Raw genomic sequence first — 18,611 nt, 5'->3', positions numbered from 1 at the left:
AACAAGCGTGTCGCTGGTGCCGCCCGCGACGACATTGCCGATGATCGTCGAACCCGTTCTCAGCTCCAGAATGTTGGTGCCTGAGGTGAATTCGATGGCATTGGCGCGGGTGCTGCCACTGTGGGAGAGCCCGCCGGAAATCGCGCCGCTGTTGACGATGGTGAGGCCAGCGCCCCTGACGCCGGCACCGCCTGCGGCGTCCGCCTGGCCGGCGCCGCCGTTGCCGCCCGTGATTGTGGACGTTGTGGTGTTGATCACCGTCACGCCGGACACCGAGGTGGAGAGGCCGACCCCGCCGCCGCCGCCAAAGCCGACGGATCCTTGGCCGCCGCCGCCGGCTCCGGCTCCACCCTGCCCGCCCTGACCGCCCGTGCCACCCGTGATATCTGTGTTGTTGGTTATCGTCACGGCGGCGTCCACGGCGACGCCATGGCCACCCTCACCGCCGCCGCCGCCGCCACCGCCACCGGAGGGGCTTGCAGTGCCCGCCTCGCCATCGGTTCCATCGCCGCCGTTATTGCCCGTGGTGGGGCTTGTAATCGTTGTCGAAGTTGAGACCGTCTGCCCGTGCGTGCCGCCCGCACCGCCATCGCCGCCAGCACCCCCAGGGGTGCTGCTGGCCCCGGCTCCGCCAGCAAAGCCGCCGGCACCGCCACCGCCGCCACCGCCGTTGCCCGGCTGCGATGACCCCATCTGAGTGGTTCCGTTGTTTCCGGCGCTCCCGGTTAAACCGCCCGCGCCGCCGAGCCCGGGCCTGTAAAAGATACCGCCGTAGGCACCGCCGTTGCCGCCCTTGCCTCCCCTGGCCTGAGCGGTTCCGGAACTCATGGCGGCTGCGGCAACCAGCGCCGTACCGAGCAGGAGAGCGGTCCTGAGAGCGTGTGACGCGCCCGCTCGCTCCGGGTTTGTCGTGTTGCGAGACCCGCAAGCCATTGTGTCGTTGGTGTCCATCGGTCCCCCTCGTCGCGGCGCCGTGTGGCCAGGCGCCGGGATTTCGATACGGAAGCCGGGCGCGGCTCTCTCGCGGCGCAAGTTGTTTCAGCAGCCGTTTTTTGCCGCTGTCGGGGGGGAGCGCTATCCCCTGTTTAGGGGTTATTGTGTGAAATCAATTCTTTGCCGAGCCTGACGCGCTCATGAAGACAAAGGCCGCAATCCGGGCATCCAGGCACGCCTGTCAATGCATACAATGGACCCGCGTGCGATCATGAAGTAACAATTCAAGGTAGAGTTTGCCGATAGCCCCGGTCATTGCCCCAGTCTCCAGCGTCGATCCTTGACGTGGGGTATGAACGCGGGGCTGTTGGCAACGGGTGTCTGTCATGCGGGAAACGATGAGAACCTGGGCCAGCCTTCTCTGTCTTGCAATGCTGCTTCTGACAGCCTGTTCGACGTTGAACCCGGATTATCCACGCGTCGAGACGACCGCTTTCACGGCCTATCGAAGCACCTATCTGGGCCGTCTTTTCCAGGCAGCGGAAAAAAGCCATCCTGGCAGATCGGGCGTCTCGCTCGTCACGACGGGGCGAAACGCGTTCGCCATCCGGGTTGCCATGACGGAACTCGCGGAGCACAGCCTCGATCTGCAATACTACATCTGGGATGCGGACCAGAGTGGGCGCATCCTTGCCCAGGCTTTGTTGCGATGCGCGGATCGCGGTGTGCGCGTGCGCCTTCTCATCGACGATATCAACGTCAACGGACGCGATGAAATCCTCGCCAGTCTGGACGCCCATCCGAACATCGAGATCCGGCTCTTCAACCCCTTCGTCAACCGGTCCTCGCGGGTCTTCAACCTGATCGGAGATTTCGATCGCCTGAACCACCGCATGCACAACAAGCTGATGGTGGCCGACAACGCAGTTGCGCTTCTCGGCGGGCGCAATATCGGCGATCACTATTTCGACGTCTCAGAGGAATCCAACTATCGCGACCTGGATATTGCCGCGGTCGGCCCGGTGGTGCGGGATGCCTCGAGCGTCTTCGACTATTTCTGGAACAGGGACTGGTCGGCACCTGTCGCCGCCAGCGTCAACCGGACCTTCGGTGAAACCGACCTGGAAAATGCCCGGGCAAAACTGGAAGAGACCATCGATACCGAAGGATACCCTTATCCTTTCCGGCAGAGGGTCGCTGCCGTCCGTCAATCGATGTCGGCGCTCACCAGACAATTGGTCTGGGCACCCGCCTTTGTCGTCTGGGACGATCCGGCCGATTTCATCGCGGGGAAAAGCGGTGGCAAGATCCTCAAGGCGCTTGCCGGCAAGGTGGACGGGCTCAAACGCGAACTCCTGATGGAAAACGCCTATTTCGTCCCCACCCAGGCAGGCGCGGACAAACTGAAGCAGCTCACGGCGCGAGGCTTCAAGGTTCGCGTTCTCACCAACTCGCTCAGTTCAAACGACGTGGTTGCCGTTCACGCAGGCTATTCGAAATACCGTGTCGAACTTCTGGAAGCCGGGATAGAATTGCATGAAGTCAGAGCCGATTCCGCGAAGGTCCAGCAGACGCTCTTTTCCACGGAGTCGAAGGCCGGACTGCACACCAAGGCCGCGGTCTTTGACGGTGCCTCGATATTCGTCGGCAGCTTCAATCTGGATCCGCGATCAGCAAACCTCAACACGGAAATCGGTCTCTACGTGGAAAGCCCGGAACTGGCCCGCCGGCTGACAGTGTTCCTGAACGAAGGTGTTTCGCTGAAAAACAGCTACCGGCTCGAACTCGACGAAAACGGCAGGATTATCTGGAAGAGCGAACAGGACGGCGAGATCGTCACCTTCGCCTCGGACCCTGGGTCGACACTGGGTCAGCGTGTCACCTCCGGCATCATCGCAACGCTTCCTGTCGAAGGTCAGTTGTAGGTTGGAAGGCAACCGGTCTGCATCCGATGCCGGAGAAGAAGCGCCAAGCGCATGCTCAACGTCACTTTCCAGCATCGGACGGCACAGTCGAAACCTGCGCGCTTCTGGAATGAAGCCGCGAAGTGCCCTGTTTAACTGCGCCTTTGCGGACCTTCAGACAGTCGCCTAGACCGACCGGATACTTCCACCATCGATGCGGATCTTGCTTCCGGTGACATAGGACGCGCGGGCCGAACACAGGAAGGTCACGACATCGGCGAATTCGTCTGGGCGGCCATAGCGGCCGGCGGGAATTCCGGCAGCAGACTGCGCCGCGACTTCGTCCACCGGTTTGCCGAGACGTTTGGCGGCGGCTGCATCCAGTTCGTCCACACGGGCCGTATGGATGCGGCCCGGCATGGCGATGTTCACCGTGATGCCCTTGGATGCGACTTCGCTTGAAAGCGTCTTCGACCATCCAACCAGAGCAGCCCTCAAACCATTGGAAAGCGCCAGGTTGGGGATCGGTTGTTCAACGCCGGAAGACGAGATTGTCACGATCCGTCCCCAGCCCGCCTTTTCCATGCCGGGCAGGCAGCGGTTGGCGATGTGGATCAGGTTGGCCACCATGGTTTCGAAATTCGCCGTCCAGTCGCCCCTTGCCGGATCGGTCGCCTTCCCGGGAGGCGGCCCACCGGCATTATTGACCAGAATGTCGATGGGGCCTTCGGCCAGAAGCGTATCGAGAAACCGGTCGATGGCGTCCGCGTCCGACACGTCGAGTTTCCGGGCGGTAATCGAGCCTTCGGCGTCCTTCGCCCAATCGGCAATTGCAGTTTCATTGCGCGCTGCCGCGATGACCTCGGCTCCCTCCGCTGCAAGGCTTTTCGCAATTGCAGCGCCAAGGCCGCGGCTTGCCCCGAGCACCAGCGCGCGTTTTCCCTTGATCCCCAGGTCCATCAGTCAAGCTCCTTCAAACGTTGTTCCTGCCGCGCAAGCAGCATATTCACTTCCCGTTGCGCCGCCTGTGTCAGGCCTGCACCCGGCCGCCGCAAGGCGGCACTGGCAATCACGCCGCGTTTGGCCAGCACGTATTTGCGCACGGCTAACCCCAGCCCGGGCTGCTGTTCATAGCGAGCCAGGGGCAGATAGGCATTGAAGAGATCGCGCGCACGGTCGCCCTCGTCCTTCGAACAGTGGTGCACGACGTCGCGCATCATTTCCGGATAGCAGAAGCCGGTCATTGCGCCATCAGCGCCCCGGTCCATTTCTTCCGGCAAAAACACCCCGCCATTGCCACACAGGATCGAAATCCGGCGGTTCAACGTCCCCGCTGCACGCAGGGCAGTGATTTTTTCCAGCCCCGGCCAGTCTTCGTGCTTCAGGCAGACGCAGGTCGGCACCTCTTCCACAACCCTGGCAATTGCAGAAACGGGAATGTGAACGCCGGTCGCTAGCGGGAAATCCTGAAGCACGAAAGGCGTGTCGCCGATGAACTCGGCCGCCTGCCGATAATAATTGACGACTTGCTCGTCGGTCTTGAGGCTGCCCGGCGGGGCGATCATGACACCGCCGGCGCCAAGATCCATGGAAGCCCTGGTGAGTTCGGCCATCTGGGCAAAACCGGGTGCTGACACACCGACGACCATGGGTATGCGGCCATCCAGCCGCGCCAGGATCCGCTTGACGACCTGAAGGGATTCCGCGCCTGTGAGCTTGGGCGCCTCGCCCATCATGCCAAGCGCCGTCAGACCAGTGGCTCCGGCCTCAAGATAGAAGTCCACCATCTTGTCGATGCTTTGCAGGTCCAGCGCGCCGTCCTCCGTAAACGGCGTCACGGCAATCACATAGACGCCCCGCGCCTTTTCCGTCAGTCGGGTCATACCCGTTTCTCCCTTTTATCGTTGCAGGCCGAAAGCATCACCTGGCCGACGGCAGCGGCAGCCGCGGCCTGACACGGGTCGACGACTGGCAGGCCCGTCATGTTTTCCAGTCGTGCCCGGTATTGCGCCATACCGGCGCAACCGGTGATGAGAACATCCGCCCCGAACCGGTCGCGCAGGGTAGTACCGACTTCGCCCAGCCGCGCCAGCGTCCGCTCCTCATCGGCCAGTTCCAGCACGCCCAGCCCAAGCGGCAGATCGGCAGCCAGCCGGTCCGAAATCCCCAGGGCGCCCAGATAACGGATATGTCTCTGGATGGAAGCCCTGCCGAGCGACAGGATGCCGAAACGCTGGCCCATCAGCATTGCCTGCATGTAGGCGCTTTCGGCGATGCCAAGCACCGGCACGTCATGGGCTTCACGCATCGCCGCCAGACCTGGATCGGAAAAACAGGCGACGACAAATGCAGAGGCCCCGTCCCTGAGCGTGTCCGAAAAGGCCAGAAGCGGCTGGACCACACCGTCGACATGGGCCTGCGTTTCAATGCCTGGCGGGCCTTCGTGCAGGGTGTGGCAGGCCAGCGCGACCGGCGACTTTGCCGTGATCGGCGCAATCGCTTCCGCCATATGAGCCGTCACATGTGCCGAGCTGTTCGGATTGATGATGTGTATGGTCATTCCGGCATCTCCAGACTGCGCGGCGCGATGACGCTGAACGCCTGAGCACGCGCGCTTTCCGCAACCTTGATGGCCCGCGTCTGGGCGGCATCGATTTCTGCAAGAGCTCCGTCCGTATCAAGCCCCAGCGCCTTGCCTTCTGCCAGCACCTTGCGCCCGGCAACCCAGACATCGCGAACAGCCCGTTCAGCGGCCGCATAGATCAGGCTGCGCAGGGGGTCGTGCACGGGACGCATCGACGGCGCGCTCAGATCCACGCAAACCACATCGGACCGGGCACCGGGGAAGAGCCGGCCAAGATCCGGCCGCCCCAGCGCCTGAGCGCCGCGAACAGTCGCCGCATGAAAGACCGCCGCCGTGTCGATGTCGGCAAAATCCCCCGACCGGCAACGGGACTGGATAATCGCTTCACGCATTTCTTCCAGCATGTTGAAGGGAATGGTGTCCGTCCCGATGCCGACATTGACGCCCGCGCGCAGGTAGCGGCCGAGGCTCTCCATGCCCTGGCCCGATCGGGCGAAGGTCACCGGACAATGGGCGACATTCGTCCCGCTCGTTGCCAGTGTTTCGAGGTCCATGGCCGTTCGCTCGCGCGTCAACGGATGGTGATCCAGGCAAATGCCGTGCCCCAGGATCACCTCCGGCCCGAGAACGCCGATGTCCTTCAACAGCGCGACCGCGCCCTTGCCGTGCCGGCGATGAAGCTCTGTCACTTCCGCCATGGTCTGCGCCGCATGAACGGTCATCGGCACTTTGCGCGATCTTGCCTCATCAAGTGCAGCGGCCAGAAAATCGGGATGGCAGGTATCGATCTGTGAGGGGGCAACCACCCCGGTCAGCCGGCCTGTCGTGTCGGCGGCAACCCGGTTCAGAACCGACAAGGCCGCTTCTCTTGCCGCCTCGCCCGCAGCCTCGTTCCAGTCGTATTCTAGAGCCTTTTGCGGGCTGAGCCGCCATCTGGCCTGTCGGAAACCGGGGGCAAGCCAGACCCGCATGCCGCTTTGCGCGGCGATACCCAGCCAGTGTTCGTGGTCGCCAGCGATGTCCAGACAGGATGTAACGCCGGACTTCAGCAGCTCCGACAGCATCAGGGTCTGGCAGGCTGCCTTGGCATCCGCATCGGAGTCGATCAGTGTCGAAAACTCGTAAAGCGCGTTGCCCCAGAGTTCGGGCGTACCAACATCGTCGAACAGCCCCTTTGCAAGCGGTTCATCCCCGGAATGGCAATGGATGTTCACCAGACCGGGCATGACCAGCCGATTTCGTCCGTCCACCTCCTGATCGGCCCGCCCCTGCCATTCCGGTCCAACATGCAGGATGCCGTCATGATCGAAGGTCACATCGATGTCGCGCGCATAAACATGCCTACCGCCCTCCCAGCGGATGACCCAGGACGCGCGGCGGATAACGGTAATGCTCATGCGCGGCTCCCATAGCGCTGTGCTTTCCAGAAGTTTTCAGGCACGTCCAGGCCAGCCGCGCTGCCCGTCCGCTCGATCATTCGTTCGGTCTCCAGCGCCGCCTCCCGCAGGATAGTCTCTTCGCGAGCCTTCATTGCCTTGCCGCCTTCCAGGACAACGTCCCCACGGACAAGAACCGTATCGACATCGTTGCCGTTGGCGAAACAGACTAGGCGATGCGTCGTCATGTTGGGCGGATAAAGGTGGGGTCGCATCATGTCGACCAGAACGATATCCGCATCCTTGCCCGGCTCCAGCGAACCGATGGTGCGGTCCATGCCAAGCGCGCGCGCTCCCTCGATAGTCGCCATCTCCAGCGTCCGGCCCGGTGGCAATATCCCCGGGTTGCGATAGTGCCGGCGGTGGTAATGCATGGCCTGCTGCATGTGACGGAACATGTCGGCGGACCTGTCAGGCGCCGTCGCGTCCGAACCGAGCGCAACCGTTACGCCCTTGTCCATCAGTTCGATAGCCGGGCAATAGCCGTTTATCGAAGCAACCGCGGATGGATTGTGGGCGATCCTTGTGCCGGTCTGCGCACAGATATCGATTTCGTCATCATGCAGATTGATGGCATGGGACAGAAGCGCGTTCGGCCCCAGAAGGCCCAGCTTTTCCGCCCTGCGAATAGACCCGCCCTGATGGCCATCCTGGGTAAACACCACTTGCGCAGCCCGCGCTTCCTCCGCAAGACGGCGCGCCTGGGTACAGGCCGCGTCATAATCATGTGCGGACATGGTGTCTTCATGCTCGTCACGCAGCACCGGATAGAGCAAAGCAATGTTCAGACGGCCTTCGTCCTGGCCGTGCCAGCGTCCAAGAAGATCCAGGCATGTGGAGAGCTGGGTCTGAAAGTCGACCTTGCGTGCAGACTTGCCGCCGTCGGCATAGGTCCGCGGATGCGGCGCGCGCGTTGGGCCCACCGCCATGACCGTGCGTCCGCCGAGGGCCCGCACCCCTTCCATATGCGCATCGCCGTAAACGGGGTCGTCCGTGCGCATGATGGTGTCGCCGCCGCCTAGCAGCGATACACCGCAGGTCACGCCGAACCTGATGCGTTCCAGGGCGGCAAGGCTTGCTTCCGCCTTCCAGAATTCCGGAGTCGAACCGGTGGTATAGACTTCACCGCAGAGCGCTTCCCAAGCGTCGCCGTCATGCATGAACATGGTCTTGATAAGCGCATGCCCGGCATGGGCATGAACGTCGACAAGACCCGGAATGATGGCCTTGCCGGTGCCGTCAATCCGCCGAGGCGCATCATGATCCTTGAGGATTTCAGCCGATGGGCCAACCGCCAGAATCCGGCCGTCTTCAATCGCAATCGCACCATCTTCGATGATGCGACGGTCCGGATCCATGGGGATGATCGTACCGCCTACGATCAGGAGATCAGCCATTTTGTGTCCCTTCGAATTTAGGCAGGCCACGCATGTCCGGCACCCCGTCAAGAGGCATGGAAACCCCGGGATGATCTCCGGCAAAAGCAATGGCGCGCATGGGATTGTAGAGCGTCAGCCAGGGCGGATCCTGCTGCAGCAGGTGATAGGCGTCGCGGTAAAGCGCCTCGCGCTCCTGCGTGTCGACAGTTTTCCGGCTTTTGTCGATCAAGGCTTCAACGTTCTCGTTGCGATATCCCTGCCACCATGCTCCGGCGACCCGGCTGTCGATCTTTTCGTAAAGAACCCGGAATGTTGACATCGGACTGGAGTCGAAGACGCAAAGATCCCGAATGTCCTTTCGGCGCACCATATGGGCGTAGTCTTCGCGTTCTTCGTGAATATGCACCTTTAACGTCACGCCAACCGAAGCCAGTTGGCGGGCAAGCACCTCTGTCAGGCGCTGCGCTTCATCGGGAAGCCGGGTCGGGCAATCGACGTCAAGGGTCAGGCCACCGGCATACCCCACCTCTGCAAGAAGCTGCCGGGCTGTCTCCGGATCATAAGAAATACCATCCCCGTTTCCGGCTCCTTCGCCGGCACCAAAATGGGCCGGGCTGACAAACCCGCGCAGCGGTTCGCCTTTGCCGTCAAGGACGTCGCGGACAATGGCCTCCCGGTCCACGGCGAGTGTCAGCGCCTTGCGCACCCGGGCATCGCGAAGCGGCCCTTTCGCCGCGTTCAGAAGATAGATGATTGCAACAGGTGCGCGGTACCTCAGCACCGTCATGCCAGGCCTCGTCACCGCCGCCGGATCGACATTGGCCGCGATCTGGGCGTGACCTTCGGCAACCGCGCAAAGGCGCTTTCCCGCATCCGGTTCGCGCACCCATGTCAGCTCGCTGTTGCCCGGGCGCGGCCAATGCGGAACACCGGATGCGGACACCTGAATGCTGTCGTCCGAACGCGCCGCCAGTTTGTACGGGCCGGTGCCGCAATGTGCCAGCGGGTCTCCCTTATCCAGAGCCTCGAAGGCACTTGGAGCAACGATGAAACCCTGCACCAGCACGTCTGCGAAATCGGCCATCGGTTCGGCCAGACTAACTGTCAGATCAAGACCGTCGGACTGATAGTCCGCCCCGCCGAGATATTGCCTCCAGACAGCGGGAGAGCCGAGGGTGTAGCCCTTGTCTTCCCGTGCCATCCGCTCCAGAGAAGTCTGAACGGCTGTCGCATCGCAGGGCGACCCGTCGTGAAAAACCACGCCCGGGCGAATGGAAAAACGCCAGGTTCGGCCTTCGTCTGAGACGGTCCAGGCCTCGGCGAGTGCAGGGACGAAACCCGTTCCCTCCCTGCGCATCAACGTGTCGTAGATCGCGCCCTGCACGCACAGTTCATCGGCTGCATCGGTACAGTCATGAGGATCACCAAGCATGATGCGCGGCTGAAGAATGCGAATACTCATGTTGTCTCCCGCTGTGGTTCGTCCAGCAGATGGCAGGCGACCTCCTGGCCGCCTCCTGTGTCCTGCAACACTGGACGCTCAACCGCACAGCGCTCCCAGGCGAATGGACATCTGGTGTGAAAACAGCATCCCGACGGCAGGTTCAGCGCCGAGGGAACTTCCCCGCTCAGCTCAAGCTGCTTCGGTTTTTTCGCAGGGTCGAGAGAAGGCGCTGCCGACAGCAGCGCGCGCGTATAAGGATGACGCGGTTTGGCGAAGATCCTGTCGCACGGCGCGGTTTCGACGATCGAGCCCAGATACATGACCGCAACCCTGTCGGCGATGTGATGCACCACGCTGAGGTCATGGCTGATGAAGAGATACGCAAGACCGAATTCGTCCCGCAGATCCATCATCAGGTTGAGGATCTGCGCCTGGATCGACACATCGAGCGCCGACACCGGCTCATCCGCGATGATCAGCTTGGGATTGACCGATAGCGCCCGCGCGATGCCGATGCGCTGACGCTGACCGCCGGAAAACTGGTGCGGATACCGCCCGCCCTGCTCGGCATTCAGGCCGACACGCGCTAGCAGGGCCTCGGTTTTCTCATGCGCCTGTTGCCAACTGCCGGTCTGTTCGGCAAGCGGTTCCGCCACAATGTCGCGCACCTTCTGGCGCGGGTTCAACGAGGCGTAAGGGTCCTGAAAGATCATCTGCATCTTGGCACGGACCGGAAGCAGCTGCCGGGGTGTCAGATCCTGTATCTCCTCGCCTTCGATGCAGACACGGCCGCCAGTGGGATTGTGGATCCGTGCAATGGTCTTGGCGACCGTCGACTTGCCGCATCCGGACTCTCCCACAAGCGCAAGCACCTCGCCTTCGTTGACCTTGAAGGACACACCGTTGACGGCCCGCACGACACGCTTGGGCGCGCGCAGACGTCCCTTTTCGAATTTCAGCCGATCCAGGAAACCGCCGCCGATGTTGAACCGCTGTTCGAGTTTGTCGACTTCAAGCATCGCCGTCATGCCGGATCTCCTTCAACGGGAAAGTGACAGGCCGCCAGTCGCCCCTCGCCCTGCCGGGACAATGCGGGCTCGACTTCGGAGCACAGCGCCTGCGCTCTTGGACAGCGGGCCTGGAAATTGCAGCCCTTCGGCAGGTTGCGAATGTCGGGTACCGCGCCGGGGATCTGATCCAGGCGATGTTTGCGTTCGGAAGGATCCGGGATCGAGGCGATCAACCCGGCCGTATAGGGATGACGCGGGTCATCGATGACCTCGCGCGTCGGGCCGCGCTCCACCACCTTGCCGCAATAGAGCACGGTCACGTGGTCCGCCATTTCCGCGACAACGGCCAGGTCATGGGTAACCAGAACCATGGACGCACCATGCTCGCGCACCTGCCTGTTGATCAGCTTCAGGATCTGCGCCTGGATGGTCACGTCGAGCGCCGTCGTCGGTTCGTCGGCCACGATCAGGCGCGGTTCGGCCAGCATGGCGATGGCAATCACCACACGTTGGCGCATGCCGCCGGAAAACTGATGCGGATAGGAGGACAGGCGGTCGGCCGCCTGGCTGATACCGACATCTTCAAGCATCTGGATGCAGCGCGCGCGCCGCGCCTTCTTGTCGAGATCGGTATGCAGGCGCAGCATCTCGTCCATCTGCCGACCGATGGTCTGCACCGGATTGAGCGACGTCATCGGGTCCTGGAAGATCATGGCGATCTCCTTGCCCCTGATCTTGCGCAGCCGGTCTTCCGAAGCGCCCGCGATGTCTTCTCCGTCAAACAGGATCCGGCCGCTCTCGATCCGGCCAGGCGGATCGATGAGGCCGAGTACGGAAAACCCGACCACCGATTTGCCGCCCCCGGATTCGCCGACAAGACCCATGATCTCGCCCCTGCCGATCTCGAAGCTGACGCCGTCGACGGCGCGGACGGTCCCGGCGAACGTATGGAAGTGGGTGCGCAGATCCTCGACCTGCAGAAGGCTATCCGATTTGGTTTGCATCACTTGAGCCTCGGATTGAGTTCATCGCGCAGGAAATCGCCGAACAGATTGATGCCGAAGACAAGGGCCATGATGAACAGCCCCGGAAAGACGGAGACCCACCAGAGTCCGGAAAACAGGACATCGAAGCCGTTCTTGATCAAAAGTCCGAGCGAGGGTTGGGTAATCGGCACACCGACCCCGAGGAACGAGAGACTGGCCTCGATCAGAATGAAGGTGCCCACCTGAACGGTCGCCACGACGATCAGCGGCGTCGTCACATTCGGCAGGATATGCCGGCGGATGATTTTCCCGTCCCGCAGGCCCGACACACGGGCCGCCTGCACGTATTCGCGGCCCACCTCGGAAAGGGTCTGGCCGCGAACGGTTCGGGCATAGACAACCCAGCCCACCGCCGTCAGCGCGATCAGTACCTTGTCGATGCCGGTGCCGAAGGCGGACATCAGGAACAGGGCGATCAGCATGGAGGGAAAGGACAGCTGGATGTCGGCGATGCGCATGATGAACGCGTCGATGCGGCCACCGAAATACCCCGCCAGCAGCCCGACAAAGGTGCCCAGCAGCAGCGAACACACCATCGCGCTGACACCGATCATGACCGAAATCCGGGTGCCATAGAAAATCGCCGCCAGAACGTCCCGGCCCTGTCCGTCGGTGCCCAGAAGATAGCGCGGATCGCCGCCTTCGAGCCATGCCGGCGGCTTGTAGCTGTCCATCAGATCGAGAGACGCGATGTCGTATGGGTCCTGGGACACCAGCAATGGCCCCGCCAGAACGATGACTGCAAAGAACACCAGGATGATGCTGCCCGCGATGGCAGAACCGTTCCGGCGGTAGTTTGCAAAGAACTCGGAAGAGAAGAACGCCGTCATCATGTCATTTCACCGTGATGCGGGGGTCGATCAGCGTATAGACGATGTCGACGACCAGATTGATCACCACGAAGATCAGCGCCACCAGCATCAGGTAGACGACGATCACCGGTCGGTCTGCGCGGTAGATGGAATCGATCAGCAGTTTGCCGAGACCTGGCCAGGCGAAGATGGTTTCCGTGATCGTTGCAAAAGCAATCAGATCGCCGAGCTGCAGCCCGAAGATGGTCACGACCGGAATGAGCGCGTTGCGCAGTCCATGACCGTAAAGGACACCACGCCGTGAGACGCCTTTGGCTCTGGCAAATTTCATGTAGTCCTGCCGGGTGACCTCCATCATGCCCGCACGGGTGATGCGAAGCAGCATTGCCATGGTCGCGAGAGACAAGGTCAGGGACGGCAGGATGACGTGGCTCCAGCCATCCGCGGTCAGGATCGACCACTGCACCCCCAGGAACGCTTCGGTCTCGCCGCGCCCGGACGACGGAAAGATCCGCCACTTCACGGCAAACAGGAAGATCAGCATCATGCCGACCCAGAAACTCGGCAGGGAAATGCCCAGAAGCGAACCGGACATGATCGAGCGGCTGGAAAAGGTCTTCGGATTGGCGCCGGCATAAACGCCCAGGGGTATGGCAACCAGAGCCGACATCGCCATTGCCACCAGAACGAGTTCAAGCGTGGCGGGCAGCCGCTCCAGGATAAGATCGAGCGCAGGCTCCCTGAACACGTATGAGCGGCCGAAATCGCCGTGCAGCATGTTCTTGACGAAAATCAGATATTGTTCCGGCAGCGATTGGTCGAGCCCCAGGATCCGCCTGGCCTGCGCGATTTCGGCATCGGTCGCGTCAATCGGAACGACCATGAAGACCGGATCACCGGTAAAGCTCATCATCAGAAAGACAATGACGGATACGGCCCAGAGGACGATTGTCATCTGGATGAGCCGCTTGATTATATAGCCCAGCACCTGGCTGTTCTCCCCCGGTTCACCACAGGAGTTGCGGGACGCGAAAAACGCCCCGCAACTGCCGGTTATTCAGCCACGTCCATGTCGTAGGCCCACAGGAACTTGTCGGTACGCGGCGTGAACTTGACGCCATCGCGCAATCCGTAAATGTCCTGCTCGTAGTGAATCGGGATCATCGGGATATCGCTCAGGAGGATCTTGGTTGCGTCCTGAAGGAAGGCATCCCGCTCTTCCACTTTCGCGGTGCTGTCCGCCTTGTCGACAAGGGCATCCACCTCGGCATTGGAGTAGCTGCCGCGGTTTACCTGTCCGTAGCCTTCGCGCTTGTCACGGCTGTAGAACAGGGCGCCGTACATCGGCCCGGCATCGCCGGACGGCACATCCCAACCGGACATGATGAAGCTGGAATTGGGGGTCGGCACGCGGATGTAACCCCAGAAGTTGGACTTCGGCATCACATTGAGTTCGACGGTGACGCCGATCTTGGCCAGCATGCCGGCCAGTGCCTGCGCGATCTGCGCGTCGTTCACATAGCGGTTGTTGGTTGCATCCAGCGTCAGCTTGAAGCCGTCGACACCGGCCTCCGCCATGAGTTCCTTCGCCTTTTCAACATCATAGGGATACATGTCCCGGAAACTCATTCCTTCGACATATCCGACATGGCTGGCCGGGACATACTGGTCGGAAGGTGTCGACAATCCGCCCATGATGGCCCGCTGAATGGCGCTCACATCGATCGCACGCGCCATGGCTTCCCGCACCCGGCGGTCAACCATCGGGTTGTCACCGTCAATGGTCGGACTTTTCTCGCGCATGTCGAGCGCCAGAACGAGGTTCAGCAGGGACGGACGGGTAACGACCTCGAAACCGCCTTCGTTCTTGACCCTGTCCACATCGCGAACTGCCAGATCCTGCACGATGTCGACCTCACCGGTCAGGAGCGCGGCAGTGCGAGTTGCCGGGTTGGTGATCGGGCGGAAGGTGACATTCTCGATCCCGGCTTCCCCCAGGTAGTAGTCGTCAAAGGCCTCCAGCTCGATCTTGTCTTCACGCACCCAGTCGACCAGCTTGTAAGGCCCCGTCCCCATCGGGTTCTTCTCAAGCCCGTCGTTGCCAACCTTGTTCACGTGGTCTTCCGACAGGATCAGGATAGCCGCAAGATCATTCGGGAGAGCGGCATAGGGCGCCGGGGTCTTGATTTCGACCGTCCGGTCGTCAACGGCGCGAAAGCTTTCGATGTTGGCCGCAAGGTTCAACATCAGCGATTCCTTGAGCCGGTTGAGCGTGAACACGACGTCTGATGCCTTCAGCACATCGCCATCATGAAACTTGACGCCCTCGCGCAGCTTGAATTGCCACGTCGTGTCGTCAATCAGCTCCCAGCTCTCTGCAAGCCCCGGCTCGAAGCTCAGGTCCGGTGTCCTGCGAACCAGCGGGTCATAGATATGATAGAACATGATGTTGGAGGACAGCTCTTCGCCGGCCTGTGGATCCAAATGCGTGGCATCCGCCGTCAGGCCGATGGTAAGACTTTTCTCGGCCAAAGCGGCACCTGTAGCAAGAGCGGACAGGCAAACCGAGGCCGTCAGCGCACGAAGCACTGTAGCTATTCTGGACATGTTAAATGTCTCCCTCTGGATTATGGTGGGATGACAGGCGTTGGCCGCCCTTCTGGTTATGCAGCCGCCGTTTCCAGGACGGACTGAATTTCAATCTGGTAGCCCTCGGGATCATCGAACACGAACGCCCGGATCCCCAGTTGGACACTGTCGCGCGGCGCCGTCAGGTTTGAGACGTTCTGCGCACTCGCCCAGGCATGCCAGGCATCGACATCAGGCACGCGCAAGCACAGCTGAACGGGCTTGTGTTCACTGGCGCGTTTCGCGCCACGGCTTTCATCAACGAGGCCGACATGAGCCGCACCGGCAAGGGCATAGATCTTCGACCAGCCCTGATCGATGGCGAGACGAGCGCCCAGCACTCGCTCGTAAAACTCCTGCGCGCGCGGCACGTCATGGAAATACAGGAACGTTATCTGCAACTCCGGCGCGGCCGGTCTTTCCAAGCGAGATGTCATCCTCAGATCCTTTCAGGAACCATTGGTATACCAACGGAACTCCACCTGTCAACGCACAGAAAATCCGCGCAAGTGACTTGCGCGGATCTCAAGGGCGGTTCACCGATGACTGGATCAGGAGAGTCTGTGAATATGCGCCAGGATCGCTTCGCGAGCGTTGTCGATATGCCGGCGCATGGCATTTTCGGCGGCTTCCGGGTCGCGCGCCAGAATCGCGTCGATGATTTCCAGATGCTCGCGCGCACCCGGTTCGAAGCGCGAAGGAATTTCGCCCTTGTCGTATATCCGGGTCTTCAACTTGAGGCCCTGGATCAATTCCATCAGCAGTTTCGACCCTGCGGTCCTGGCTATATGCATATGCAGGTCGAAGTCGAAATCCGCGTGCGTAACGCGGTCAGGTCTTTCATTTTCAAGGAAATTCTGGATCGTTGCCTTGAACTTCAGCCACTCCTCAGGTGGGGAAATGACGTTCGCCGCCTGCCGCGCCGCCTCGCATTCAAGCAACCGGCGCACATGAAGGATCTCCACGATTTCGGAAACGGATATGCGCGAGACCATCGGCGTTCCGCGCGTGCTGCGGGTAACCAGACCTTCCGTGATCAGCCGCGTGATCGCCTCCCGCAAAGGCGTCCGGGACACTCCGAGCTGTTCGGCAAAGGCCCTCTCCTGCAGGTGCGTTCCGGCCGCCAACTCTCCCCTCAAGATCATCTTGCGCAGACGCTCGAGCGTGTTTTCTGTTAAGTTCGGCTCTGCGCTCTGCTGTAAAGACATCAATTTCCTACACCTGCTAGTGCCTGCGACACGTCCAGTTTGCATCCATGGTATACCAATAGTATCCTGCAATGCAAAGAGGAGCATAGCATGACCCCACCCGCTTACGATCTCGTCATCCGCAATGGCACCCTTGGCGATGCCCGAGGCCTCGCCGAAGGCGACATTGCTATCCAGAATGGACGGATCGCCGCAATCGGCCTCAAACTAACCAAAGGGAAAGAAGAAATCGACGCAAAAGGGCAGCTTATCCTGCCCGGCGGGGTCGATACGCACTGTCATATCGAACAAATGTCCGGTGCGGGCATCATGAACGCAGACACCTTTGAAACCGCGACACGGTCCGCGCTTTATGGCGGCACCACCAGCACCGTGTCCTTTGCCGCCCAGCACCCGGGCATGCGCATGCGCGATGTGCTCTCCGATTACAGCAGGCTGGCAGCGGCCGGCGCCATGACTGACTATGCGTTCCACATGATTGTCGCCGACACCTACGGCGAGAACGTCGGCGACCTGAAACAGGCCATTTCAGAAGGCCACCGCTCCCTCAAGATCTTCACGACCTACGACAAGGTTCGCCTGCAGGACCAGGAGATCCTGACGACGCTGCGCACCGCGAAGGAAATGGGCGCGCTTGTGTGCGTTCATGCCGAGAACGATGCCATGATCCGCGAAGCCACAGCCCGGCTTCTTGCCGAGGGCCGCACAGCACCGAAAGACCATGCAGCGTCGCACCCGCGCCTTGCCGAAATCGAAGCCGTGGAGCGCATGTGCCGGTTTTCCGAACTGACCGGCGCAAGGGTGATGATCTTCCACATCTCAACCATCGAAGGCATCGAGATCGTGCGCAATGCCCGTGCGCGCGGTGTGAACATTCACGCGGAAACCTGCACGCACTATCTTTTCCAGACGGAAGACATTCTGGATCGCGCGGACGGGGCCAAATTCCTCTGCAGCCCGCCGCAGCGGACACAAGCCGACCAGGACGCCCTCTGGGCCGCCCTCGGCCGGGAGCTTGAAATCGTCACGTCGGACCATGCTCCCTACCGGATGGACGAAAGCGGCAAGTTCCGCCATGGCCGCGACGCGCCATTTCCCAAGGTCGCCAACGGGCAGCCCGGTCTGGAGCTTCGGTTGCCGCTGCTGTTCGATGCCATGGTTTCCGGCGGACGGAAGGGCCTCGCGCAGTTCGTGGAGCTGACTTCCGCTGCTCCGGCCCGCATATTCGGCCTGACGACCAAGGGCGATCTGATCACCGGGAAAGATGCAGATCTCGTGATCTGGGATCCGGAGCGGCATCATACGCTTCCCGACGCCCTTCACGACAATGTCGGCTACAATCCCTTTGCCGGACAGGAATTGAAAGGCTACCCGCACACGGTCCTGCGCCGCGGGGAAATCGTCGTTCGGGACGGACGGCTTGAGGCACAGCCGGGCAGCGGCCGTTGGCTCAACATGACCTCACCGGCCTGAGAGAAATCCCGCACGAGCCTCCCGGCAAGGCAGAGAGGCTCGTCAGCCGATCTCGAACCCGGCGCACAGCGCGGTGTTGGCAACATGACTGCGCATTGCGGACCGGGCGCCTCCGGCGTCCCCCTTGCGCAGCTCTGCGATGATGGCCCGGTGCTCTGCCAGGGAAGCGCGCATGCGCTGCGGATCCGTGATCGGGATCGGCTGGCGCTGGGTTTCCGTCAGAAGTTTCCGGACCTGATCATAAAGCCCGCCGATCATCCGGTTCTTGCAGCGCCGGGCAATCAGATCGTGAAACTCCAGGTCGGCATCCACGTTGCTGAGGAAATCCCGGTTGGACCACGCCTGCTCCATGAGGTCGGTCAATTGGGACAGACGTTCGAGATCATCCTCAGACAGCCTGCCTGCCGCATGCGCTGCTGTTTCCCCTTCCAGGACAAGCCTTGTCTCGAACACTTCGAGAAGGGAATGTTCCTCGGCGAACTTCCAGTCCGACATGGTCTTGCCCGACCCGGAGCCGACGACGAACGTTCCCCTGCCCGCTTCGGTCTTGATCAGACCGATGGTTTCCAGGGTCAGCAAGGCTTCGCGCAATGACGCCCGGCTGACGCCGAACTCTTCCGACATTTCCCTTTGCGAGGGGATCTTTTCCCCGCTCTTGAGCGCTCCGCTCAGAATCATTTCCTGCAGCTTGCGGGCAATGCTCTGCGGAACCGGCGTACGTGTAATCATCGTTTCTTTCATTTTTCGGACAGCT

General features: G+C 61.4%; 16 protein-coding genes and 1 pseudogene. 2 read left to right on the top strand and 15 right to left on the bottom strand.

Features of this window, described 5'->3' with window-relative positions; genetic code table 11:
- Positions 1–951, bottom strand: a pseudogene (locus tag V1T76_RS24095) (hypothetical protein); the annotation flags it as partial.
- 368 nt (positions 952–1,319) lie between these two features.
- Between V1T76_RS24095 and V1T76_RS24090 the strand changes: the two are divergent.
- Entirely contained in the window at positions 1,320–2,858 is a 1,539-nt protein-coding gene (locus V1T76_RS24090; RefSeq protein WP_330563227.1) for a phospholipase D family protein, read from the top strand.
- Positions 2,859–3,023: 165 nt separating this feature from the next.
- Here V1T76_RS24090 and V1T76_RS24085 read toward each other — a convergent pair whose 3' ends face one another.
- From V1T76_RS24085 to V1T76_RS24025, 13 genes are all read right to left on the bottom strand, one after another.
- A complete protein-coding gene (locus tag V1T76_RS24085) occupies positions 3,024–3,797 on the bottom strand; it encodes an SDR family oxidoreductase (RefSeq protein ID WP_330563226.1) in 774 nt (257 codons plus the stop codon).
- The gene (locus V1T76_RS24080) at positions 3,797–4,720 is read right to left on the bottom strand and encodes a dihydrodipicolinate synthase family protein (protein WP_330563225.1); all 924 of its coding nucleotides are present in this window, start codon (positions 4,718–4,720) and stop codon (positions 3,797–3,799) included. The genes V1T76_RS24085 and V1T76_RS24080 overlap by 1 nt, the downstream gene beginning before the upstream one ends.
- On the bottom strand, positions 4,717–5,397 hold the full coding sequence (locus V1T76_RS24075; RefSeq protein WP_330563224.1) for an aspartate/glutamate racemase family protein: 681 nt from the start codon (positions 5,395–5,397) through the stop codon (positions 4,717–4,719). The genes V1T76_RS24080 and V1T76_RS24075 overlap by 4 nt, the downstream gene beginning before the upstream one ends.
- Entirely contained in the window at positions 5,394–6,818 is a 1,425-nt protein-coding gene (locus tag V1T76_RS24070; RefSeq protein WP_330563223.1) for an amidohydrolase family protein, read from the bottom strand. Before V1T76_RS24070 ends, V1T76_RS24075 begins: the two co-directional genes overlap by 4 nt.
- Positions 6,815–8,254, bottom strand: a complete 1,440-nt coding sequence (locus tag V1T76_RS24065) for an amidohydrolase family protein (RefSeq protein WP_330563222.1) — start codon at positions 8,252–8,254, stop codon at positions 6,815–6,817. Before V1T76_RS24065 ends, V1T76_RS24070 begins: the two co-directional genes overlap by 4 nt.
- The gene (locus tag V1T76_RS24060; protein WP_330563221.1) at positions 8,247–9,698 is read right to left on the bottom strand and encodes an ABC transporter substrate-binding protein; all 1,452 of its coding nucleotides are present in this window, start codon (positions 9,696–9,698) and stop codon (positions 8,247–8,249) included. The genes V1T76_RS24065 and V1T76_RS24060 overlap by 8 nt, the downstream gene beginning before the upstream one ends.
- A complete protein-coding gene (locus tag V1T76_RS24055; RefSeq protein ID WP_330563220.1) occupies positions 9,695–10,708 on the bottom strand; it encodes an ABC transporter ATP-binding protein in 1,014 nt (337 codons plus the stop codon). The genes V1T76_RS24060 and V1T76_RS24055 overlap by 4 nt, the downstream gene beginning before the upstream one ends.
- Entirely contained in the window at positions 10,705–11,694 is a 990-nt protein-coding gene (locus tag V1T76_RS24050; protein ID WP_330563219.1) for an ABC transporter ATP-binding protein, read from the bottom strand. The genes V1T76_RS24055 and V1T76_RS24050 overlap by 4 nt, the downstream gene beginning before the upstream one ends.
- Positions 11,694–12,569 (bottom strand): ABC transporter permease, encoded by an 876-nt coding sequence (locus tag V1T76_RS24045; protein WP_330563218.1) that lies wholly within the window; start codon positions 12,567–12,569, stop codon positions 11,694–11,696. The genes V1T76_RS24050 and V1T76_RS24045 overlap by 1 nt, the downstream gene beginning before the upstream one ends.
- A gap of 1 nt (position 12,570) precedes the next feature.
- Entirely contained in the window at positions 12,571–13,536 is a 966-nt protein-coding gene (locus V1T76_RS24040) for an ABC transporter permease (RefSeq protein ID WP_330563217.1), read from the bottom strand.
- Between the two features lie 65 nt (positions 13,537–13,601).
- Positions 13,602–15,155, bottom strand: a complete 1,554-nt coding sequence (locus tag V1T76_RS24035; RefSeq protein WP_330563216.1) for an ABC transporter substrate-binding protein — start codon at positions 15,153–15,155, stop codon at positions 13,602–13,604.
- 56 nt (positions 15,156–15,211) lie between these two features.
- Positions 15,212–15,613: a VOC family protein gene (locus V1T76_RS24030; protein ID WP_330563215.1), complete on the bottom strand. Its 402-nt coding sequence runs from the start codon at positions 15,611–15,613 to the stop codon at positions 15,212–15,214.
- 114 nt (positions 15,614–15,727) lie between these two features.
- Complete coding sequence (locus V1T76_RS24025; RefSeq protein ID WP_330563214.1) at positions 15,728–16,384, bottom strand: GntR family transcriptional regulator; 657 nt, start codon at positions 16,382–16,384, stop codon at positions 15,728–15,730.
- Between the two features lie 90 nt (positions 16,385–16,474).
- Between V1T76_RS24025 and hydA the strand changes: the two genes are divergently transcribed.
- Complete coding sequence (gene hydA / locus V1T76_RS24020) at positions 16,475–17,857, top strand: dihydropyrimidinase (protein WP_330563213.1); 1,383 nt, start codon at positions 16,475–16,477, stop codon at positions 17,855–17,857.
- Positions 17,858–17,899: 42 nt separating this feature from the next.
- On the opposite strand, the gene V1T76_RS24015 is transcribed toward hydA, so the two are convergent.
- Positions 17,900–18,586 carry a FadR/GntR family transcriptional regulator gene (locus tag V1T76_RS24015; protein ID WP_330563212.1) on the bottom strand — a complete coding sequence of 229 codons (687 nt, stop codon included), beginning with the start codon at positions 18,584–18,586 and terminating at the stop codon, positions 17,900–17,902.
- Positions 18,587–18,611 lie beyond the last annotated feature (25 nt).

The sequence above is a fragment of the Roseibium sp. FZY0029 genome, assembly GCF_036350355.1.
Classification (GTDB): Bacteria; Pseudomonadota; Alphaproteobacteria; order Rhizobiales; family Stappiaceae; genus Roseibium.
This window is presented reverse-complemented; position numbering and strand designations above follow the sequence as displayed.

Excerpts from the sequence above, each read along its gene's own strand:
- V1T76_RS24090 (WP_330563227.1), top strand. The coding sequence starts at position 1,320 with ATGCGGGAAACGATGAGAACCTGGGCCAGCCTTCTCTGTCTTGCAATG.
- V1T76_RS24085 (WP_330563226.1), bottom strand. The coding sequence starts at position 3,797 with ATGGACCTGGGGATCAAGGGAAAACGCGCGCTGGTGCTCGGGGCAAGC.
- V1T76_RS24080 (WP_330563225.1), bottom strand. The coding sequence starts at position 4,720 with ATGACCCGACTGACGGAAAAGGCGCGGGGCGTCTATGTGATTGCCGTG.
- V1T76_RS24075 (WP_330563224.1), bottom strand. The coding sequence starts at position 5,397 with ATGACCATACACATCATCAATCCGAACAGCTCGGCACATGTGACGGCT.
- V1T76_RS24070 (WP_330563223.1), bottom strand. The coding sequence starts at position 6,818 with ATGAGCATTACCGTTATCCGCCGCGCGTCCTGGGTCATCCGCTGGGAG.
- V1T76_RS24065 (WP_330563222.1), bottom strand. The coding sequence starts at position 8,254 with ATGGCTGATCTCCTGATCGTAGGCGGTACGATCATCCCCATGGATCCG.
- V1T76_RS24060 (WP_330563221.1), bottom strand. The coding sequence starts at position 9,698 with ATGAGTATTCGCATTCTTCAGCCGCGCATCATGCTTGGTGATCCTCAT.
- V1T76_RS24055 (WP_330563220.1), bottom strand. The coding sequence starts at position 10,708 with ATGACGGCGATGCTTGAAGTCGACAAACTCGAACAGCGGTTCAACATC.
- V1T76_RS24050 (WP_330563219.1), bottom strand. The coding sequence starts at position 11,694 with ATGCAAACCAAATCGGATAGCCTTCTGCAGGTCGAGGATCTGCGCACC.
- V1T76_RS24045 (WP_330563218.1), bottom strand. The coding sequence starts at position 12,569 with ATGATGACGGCGTTCTTCTCTTCCGAGTTCTTTGCAAACTACCGCCGG.
- V1T76_RS24035 (WP_330563216.1), bottom strand. The coding sequence starts at position 15,155 with ATGTCCAGAATAGCTACAGTGCTTCGTGCGCTGACGGCCTCGGTTTGC.
- V1T76_RS24030 (WP_330563215.1), bottom strand. The coding sequence starts at position 15,613 with ATGACATCTCGCTTGGAAAGACCGGCCGCGCCGGAGTTGCAGATAACG.
- V1T76_RS24025 (WP_330563214.1), bottom strand. The coding sequence starts at position 16,384 with ATGTCTTTACAGCAGAGCGCAGAGCCGAACTTAACAGAAAACACGCTC.
- hydA (WP_330563213.1), top strand. The coding sequence starts at position 16,475 with ATGACCCCACCCGCTTACGATCTCGTCATCCGCAATGGCACCCTTGGC.
- V1T76_RS24015 (WP_330563212.1), bottom strand. The coding sequence starts at position 18,586 with ATGATTACACGTACGCCGGTTCCGCAGAGCATTGCCCGCAAGCTGCAG.